This window comes from Acinetobacter sp. YH16032, from assembly GCF_013417345.1.
Lineage (GTDB): Bacteria > Pseudomonadota > Gammaproteobacteria > Pseudomonadales > Moraxellaceae > Acinetobacter.
Map to the genome: position 1 here is coordinate 1 of NZ_VPEE01000060.1, position 6,484 is coordinate 6,484.

Genomic DNA, 6,484 nt, shown 5'->3' on the forward strand with positions numbered 1-6,484 from the left:
TCATGAGAAAGCCCATATAAATGGGTAATGTACAAGTTGCTGTAGAAGCATGTTTAATTCGTCTGATCACAGATACTTTATAAAGTATTTTAATACTTTTTTGAATCCGTCAATGCGTAAGTCCTATTGTATTAATAATTTTTTAAGCTGGGTGTGATTGTTTGATTTCGCTTTGTATACAATAGAACCAGCTTGCATGAAAATAATGGGTTGATGCCCATCTTGACGTTCTGGTGTAGCAGTTAACCCGAGAATGTAGTAGGGACTGACTTCACTGAGAAGAAATTCATAGCTTGGTGCGGATAAATGGTGGCATTCATCTACGATAATTTGTCCGTAATTAAAGGCGATAGGTTTGATTGAATTATTTACACGGTTGATTAGACTTTGATATGTTGCAATGTCAATTTGATTAGATGGTTTGGCTCTTCCACCTTGTATTGTACCAATTTCGACATCGGCTAAAAATGAATGTAATCGTTCTTTCCATTGAGAAACAAGTTCTTTGTTATGAACAATAATGAGTGTATTTGTTTGGCGTTTGGCAATGATAGAGATTGCAGTAACAGTTTTTCCAAAAGCCGTTGGTGCATGTAGAACTCCAACATCGTGTTCAAGGATTTTTTTACATGCTATTTCCTGTTCAGAGGATAATTCGGTAAGTAGATTTATATTGACTAATATGTTGCCTTTAGTCCGTTGATCTTTTAGTTTTATTTTAGTATCTTGTTGATTAAGCAAGTGAATTATATCTTTTAGGCATCCTCGTGGTAAACTGAGATATTGTCCTTCAAGGCGGGCACAGCATATGTGTCTTGGAATTCCTGTCGTTGAAAAACGCATTGCTTGTGCTTTAAAAAAACGAGGGTTGGAGAAAGTGGCTAATCTTTTTAATTGAGCTATCAATTGAGAGGGTAATGTCTGAATTGGAATGTGAATCATATTTGCGAATACCAATTCAATAGTGTCTGGACATCCCGCGATCTTTTGATTTTTTTTAGGAACATTTTTTACCCATGGAACCTCATGGTCAATATCTATTTGATTCTGTTTGATGAAATTGTAGCCTAGTTCATTCACAATATTATTAACTTCAGAAGAACTCATTAATTCAGTTTGTTGTAAAACAGTCCATGGGTCAGTAAAAGCATTAAAGTTACTGTCAATAAAGGTACTATTTCCTAGCGCTCTTGCGTGCTTTTGTAAGGGTAATGCTATTAAATTTCCAAATCCGCCTGTTGGCATGTGATCTTGATTTGGAAACATACGATCATAAGATTCAAAATCTAGAGCTGGATAAAGTTCCATGGCCTTATCTAGAATACCTGCACCCATTAAGCGAGCTTGCTTAGCTGCAATTGGTTCAGAGAAAAATATCTAAACATGCGCGCCATTACCTGAACGAGAGCGCTCAACCAAAAATGGTATATTTAAAGATAAGCACGCTTCAGAAAATGCAGTTACACAATTTTTCCAATCTGATTTATCAAAATCTACTGCGAGTAACCTACATTGATCTGTTGCTAATAGTGGGTAAATGCCTATAATTTTCTGTCCAGTTAAATGAGAATAAAGAACTTCTTGTGTGATGGGTAATAGTTGACGGCTTTTACAGTCTGAACATTTAATTTGAGGTTTGTAACAAATGCCATGTTTCCACTCATTTGCACAAGCAACAGAATAACCAGATTTTCCACTGCTATTTTCCCAACGATAAGCAAAGGTATCAGTTCGTCCAATAAACCTTTGAGAAAATAATAAAAGTCTTTCTTCTGCTGATAAATAATTCTTATTTTTTTCTTCAAGTGATATAAGTTTTTCTTTTTCTTGATAAAGGCTTTGATATTCATTTTGTAATAATGTGATTTGGTCTAAAATTTGCTGTAATCTAACGGCAATTTCTTTTAACTTATTATTCACTGATTTTTCCTAAAACACAGCTATTACTGTCCTAATATCAAATCTTAAATTAAAGAATTACAATATAATAAATCAATTAATTTTCAAAATATTCTCTGTACACGACAAATTTCATAGGACCCTTGTCCTATCAGGCTTTTTCTTTCTTAAAATTGCTAGCACTTTCTTAAATTCTTCTTTTTTTCCAAAACCAATCAAACGTAGAATAGCCATTTGAACATAGTCCAAACCGTAGCGAAATAAACTTACTGAAAGTCGTCCATGCTTCTTTATTTTTATCGCTTTTTTCTGATCATGTTGCCATTCACCTGTTAAATAGCACCAACAGAAACCGATAGCTAGCACTGCTATCAATTTCACATCCTAATCTAAGATTTTAATATCATGAATTATTTATATTTTATTCACATTAATGTCATTTTTGTTTTTTACCGTAGAGCCTATTCTACAATGATGCTTATGAACCATGAAAAAAACACCACTAACTTTAGCTTTATTGGCTTCGACAATTTTCTTAACGGCATGTACTGATGATGGGGACAATGGTCAAAATGGATTGAATAGTTTGATTCAACAGACGCCTTTAGTACTTGGAAATGATGATTGCTGGAGTGCTGGAACACGTATTGAAAGCGGTTTGGATAAAAATCAAAATGGTGAGTTGGATGCGAATGAAATCCAGCAAAGCTCCATCCAGTGTGGTCCAAACTTATTTACCCAAGGGGTTGCATTACCTTACCAAAATTTAACAAGCTTTAAGGCGAATGGAACAACTATTGCGAGTGCATTTACACTTCGACAGGGTGGTTTTGGATCTGATGTTGCTGCCCATCCTACGAACAATAAACAATTTTACGCAATCACAGATCGTGGCCCAAATGCTGACTATAATGATGGCGTGAATGGTGCTGGTAAGATTTTTCCAATGCCAGACTATATACCTAAAATTGGGTTGTTTGAGGTACAAGATGATGGCTTAATCAAACTCATCAAAACGATTTTATTAAAAGATCGTGATGGAAATAATATTAGTGGATTACCGAATACTGCTGCACTAGGTGGTACAGGCGAAAGACCTTACGATATTCATGGCAAGGTTATCGCTAAAGATCCATCAAAGCCTTATGACCCAATAACGAACCCTATTAAACTTGATGATTACGGTCTCGATTCTGAAGGTTTGGCAGCGTTGAATGATGGTACATTCTGGGTGAGTGATGAATATGGTCCTCACATTGTGCACTATGATGTCAATGGAAAAGAAATTGGTCGTATTAATCCTTTTGTAAATGATGTGCGCAATACCTTCACTTTGCCGCAAGAATTTAGTTATCGTCGTGCCAACCGTGGTATGGAAGGTTTAACTATTACACCTGACCAAAAAACATTGGTTGGGATTATGCAATCGACAATGGACTTACCGACCAAAGCTGTTAATAAATCAACCTTAACACGTATTGTGACGATCAATCTCGAAACAGGCAAAGTTGCTCAGTATCTCTATCGTCAAGAAATTGATGCTAACTCAAACTCAGCTATTATTGCGATTAATGATCATGAGTTTTTAGTACTGGAACGTGATGGCAAATTCCTTAAAGACGATCCGAATATCATGAAACATGTTTATCGTATTGATCTGAAGGATGCTACCAATTTGGAGGATATCGCAACTCAGGGCGATCTAGTACAAGATCCTAAACTTGGTTTAACGATTGCAGGTAAAACCCTCGAGCAATATTTCATCAATAACGATAAAAAATGGGAAGCATTACAAGCACTAAATATTCAACCAGCAAGTAAAACATTGGTATTGGATATGGGTAAACGTGTAAGTTATGCACATGACAAAATGGAAGGTTTATGGTTGATTAACCGACAAACCCTTGGAATTGTGAATGATGATGACATGGGGCTTTGGACAACCAATGGTTTAGAGCAAAAGTATTTGGATAATGTGCGCATGCGTGTCGATACACCGACCCTATATATTGCCGATAAGTTAAATCTTTTTAACCCATAACCATAAAAAAAGCCCAAAAGCCAAAACTTTTGGGCTTTTTTATTCAATTTTTATCAAGGGGGGAAAATGAAAATAAATCAATTGACTGTAATGACTTTTCTGGCAATTACAGTGTTACCATCGCTAAGTTATGCATCTCCGAAAGTCACCTCTCGCGAATACAAAGTACTATTAGATGCCATGAATTTTAATTATGGTAATGAAGCAAGTAACATAAATAGCTATTTTACAGTTGCTAAAACTGCGATTGAAAATCAAATCAGTCGAAATGTCACTGGTGCTATGACTTTTGATACACAACGAGAAATCCGCTTTTACGATACTCAAGGAAGCTGTACGCTAAAAAAATATGGGATACAGTTTCAGAGAACGTATTGAAAATGGTACAAAAGAAGTAACTCTAAAATATCGTGGATATGACCACTATATTGCTGACTCAAAGATTTGACCAGTAATGTATCAGGCGCGAAAACAAAACTAGAAGATGACATTACTCGTAAAGATAATTTGAGTTTTATGGCCGACCTGAAATCTTTAATACAGACCAAGGCAGTCAATTTACCAGTGATGCATTTATTGAAGTGTTAAAATCAAATGATATCCAAATCAGCATGGATGGTAAACTTGCGCAGTATACTGCTCATAGGTTGATAATGTGATGATTGAACGATTATGACGGAGCGTTAAATACGAGGAGGTTTATCTCAAAGCCTACAGCAATGTTTTTGATGCGAAAAAGCAATTAAATGCATATTTTGAATTTTATAATTTGAAACGACCTCATTCGAGTCTGGACAAAATGACTCCAGATGAGTTTTACTATAACCAGCTACCACAACAAAATAAGGTAGCTTAATTAGAGCAGAATATCACTTATCAATAAGCTTTTAGTTGTTCAAACAAGTGGGACCATCTCTTTTTCTTGTAGTTGCAAGCAAGTCCACAACCGTACCAACCTCACGAACCATTAACGATTTTGAGGATATTAATATCCTATTTTCAGGTTTTAAGAATGATTATAATTTTAGTAATAGTCAAGTTTTGAACCAAGTTAGTAGTTTAACCATCTATGAACGTAAATATGCTGGTGCAACGATTGATTTAGGTGAATTCGATGCCGATTTAGAGTTAAGTTTGTGGTACACCCAAATGCCTTACGGTAGTCTAAAACCTGTTTTAGCAGAAATTTCGTTTAAATATTCAGATCCCAATGCGAATTTCACAAGAAAAGTAGTTGAACTTGCTGCTTCAAGCTTTGGTGCTTTAAAAGGTTTAACCTAATATAATGCACCAAGTTCGACAACAACAAAGACTCAGTTTGTGTACCAATACCAATCAAATTTCTGTAATTGCGTTTTTCCTTATTTGATAAGGTTTTAGGTTAATCCACGTCTGGATGAAACAAGCATTCACATATTTGTGAGTGAGTGTTATCGAGAGGTGGAGTCATCAGAAAAGGGGGATTCACTGAAGTGTATGTGGTCGGATCTATCGAGAATACCTTTAAATATACAGCCGCTTGCTGTTTGGTTTACTGTAAATCAATATAGCCATTTTTAAGGTACAAATGAACAAGTCCGTACAACTACAGACTTACACGAAACTGTACAGCCATCACAAGTTACACCTATAGAAGATAAGCCTATTCAGCAAACAACTACTACTGTGCTACAACCTAAAAAACGAGGTTTATTTGGTCGAGTTCTACATGCTGTTTTAAGTGATGACTAGAGGTTGAATTGATTACCTGGGCTAATTAAAACCGTGGAACATTGTTCATTTATTAAGCGTGGAACGTGACAAATCCTTAAAAAAGCCCGATCTGGAGGATACGGGCCAATCAAAATGATATATACCATTGATTAATAAAGACAATTATAAAGCATTTCGCATAAGGTGTATTATGTTAATTTAGTTTTTCTAATTTAATCGATCTTTTGACCCATCTTTAATTCTTCAAGACCCGCCATACAACCAATATATGATTTTTGTTGATTTTCATAGAATTTATTAAAATCATCCAAACTAGAATCATCATCAAGATTGTTTTTTTTCACCCATTCTTTATAAGAAGAAAAATTCTGAATCACAAAATCTAATAAATTTATTCTAGTTTTGGTTAAGTCACACCACTTACTTTTAGATTCTATTTTTTCTGACAATGGAATTTTTTTATCATCATAATTCTTCGAATAGATCATATTATTAATTACGGCTTTATTGAGTTCACCATTTAAATTTTGATACTGTTTATCAAATTCTTCACTAGATAAAGCAAAACAACTACAACTAACGAATAACAGTATAAAGCTTAGTAATTTCATTATATTAAATGCCCTAAATTTTCATTTATTATAAAAGAAATTTCAACAAAGTCTTAGTCTATTTAACATAATGGTGGTTATACGAAAAGAGAGTGTAAGCCCAAAGTAGAAATGTCCGGTTTCTCCAAAGTAAAAATGTCCGCTTTTAGAATATGCACTTTTGCAATTTTCTTAGCGGACGGTTTGATATGTTGGTGTCTATGTCGGATAAAGAACTTAA

4 protein-coding genes and 4 pseudogenes are annotated in these 6,484 nt (G+C 34.7%); 4 read left to right on the forward strand and 4 right to left on the reverse strand.

The window, feature by feature from the left end:
• Nucleotides 1-123: 123 nt before the first annotated feature.
• The 3 genes and pseudogenes from FTV32_RS15425 to FTV32_RS15430 form a co-directional block, all read right to left on the reverse strand.
• Nucleotides 124-1,107, reverse strand: a complete 984-nt coding sequence (locus FTV32_RS15425; protein ID WP_373683374.1) for a DEAD/DEAH box helicase family protein — start codon at nucleotides 1,105-1,107, stop codon at nucleotides 124-126.
• Nucleotides 1,093-1,920, reverse strand: a pseudogene (locus tag FTV32_RS17590) (DNA helicase); the annotation flags it as partial. The pseudogene FTV32_RS17590 and the gene FTV32_RS15425, both read right to left, overlap by 15 nt.
• Nucleotides 1,921-2,031: 111 nt before the next feature.
• A pseudogene (locus tag FTV32_RS15430) lies at nucleotides 2,032-2,277 on the reverse strand (IS4 family transposase); the annotation flags it as partial.
• 109 nt (nucleotides 2,278-2,386) lie between these two features.
• Here FTV32_RS15430 and FTV32_RS15435 point away from each other — a divergent pair.
• The 4 genes and pseudogenes from FTV32_RS15435 to FTV32_RS15450 all read left to right on the forward strand — a co-directional run.
• A complete protein-coding gene (locus FTV32_RS15435; RefSeq protein ID WP_180029073.1) occupies nucleotides 2,387-3,940 on the forward strand; it encodes an esterase-like activity of phytase family protein in 1,554 nt (517 codons plus the stop codon).
• 66 nt (nucleotides 3,941-4,006) lie between these two features.
• Nucleotides 4,007-4,318 carry a hypothetical protein gene (locus FTV32_RS15440; protein ID WP_228133300.1) on the forward strand — a complete coding sequence of 104 codons (312 nt, stop codon included), beginning with the start codon at nucleotides 4,007-4,009 and terminating at the stop codon, nucleotides 4,316-4,318.
• Nucleotides 4,319-4,455: 137 nt separating this feature from the next.
• Nucleotides 4,456-4,796: pseudogene (locus FTV32_RS15445) on the forward strand (transposase); the annotation flags it as partial.
• A 62-nt stretch (nucleotides 4,797-4,858) separates the two neighbouring features.
• Nucleotides 4,859-5,320, forward strand: a pseudogene (locus FTV32_RS15450) (hypothetical protein); the annotation flags it as partial.
• A gap of 545 nt (nucleotides 5,321-5,865) precedes the next feature.
• On the opposite strand, the gene FTV32_RS15455 reads toward FTV32_RS15450, so the two are convergent.
• A complete protein-coding gene (locus FTV32_RS15455) occupies nucleotides 5,866-6,264 on the reverse strand; it encodes a hypothetical protein (protein ID WP_180029074.1) in 399 nt (132 codons plus the stop codon).
• Nucleotides 6,265-6,484: the final 220 nt, after the last annotated feature.

Bases quoted from the DNA above. Each gene is read 5' to 3' on its own strand.
- FTV32_RS15425 (WP_373683374.1), bottom strand. From the start codon at position 1,107: ATGAGTTCTTCTGAAGTTAATAATATTGTGAATGAACTAGGCTACAAT.
- FTV32_RS15435 (WP_180029073.1), top strand. From the start codon at position 2,387: ATGAAAAAAACACCACTAACTTTAGCTTTATTGGCTTCGACAATTTTC.
- FTV32_RS15440 (WP_228133300.1), top strand. From the start codon at position 4,007: ATGAAAATAAATCAATTGACTGTAATGACTTTTCTGGCAATTACAGTG.
- FTV32_RS15455 (WP_180029074.1), bottom strand. From the start codon at position 6,264: ATGAAATTACTAAGCTTTATACTGTTATTCGTTAGTTGTAGTTGTTTT.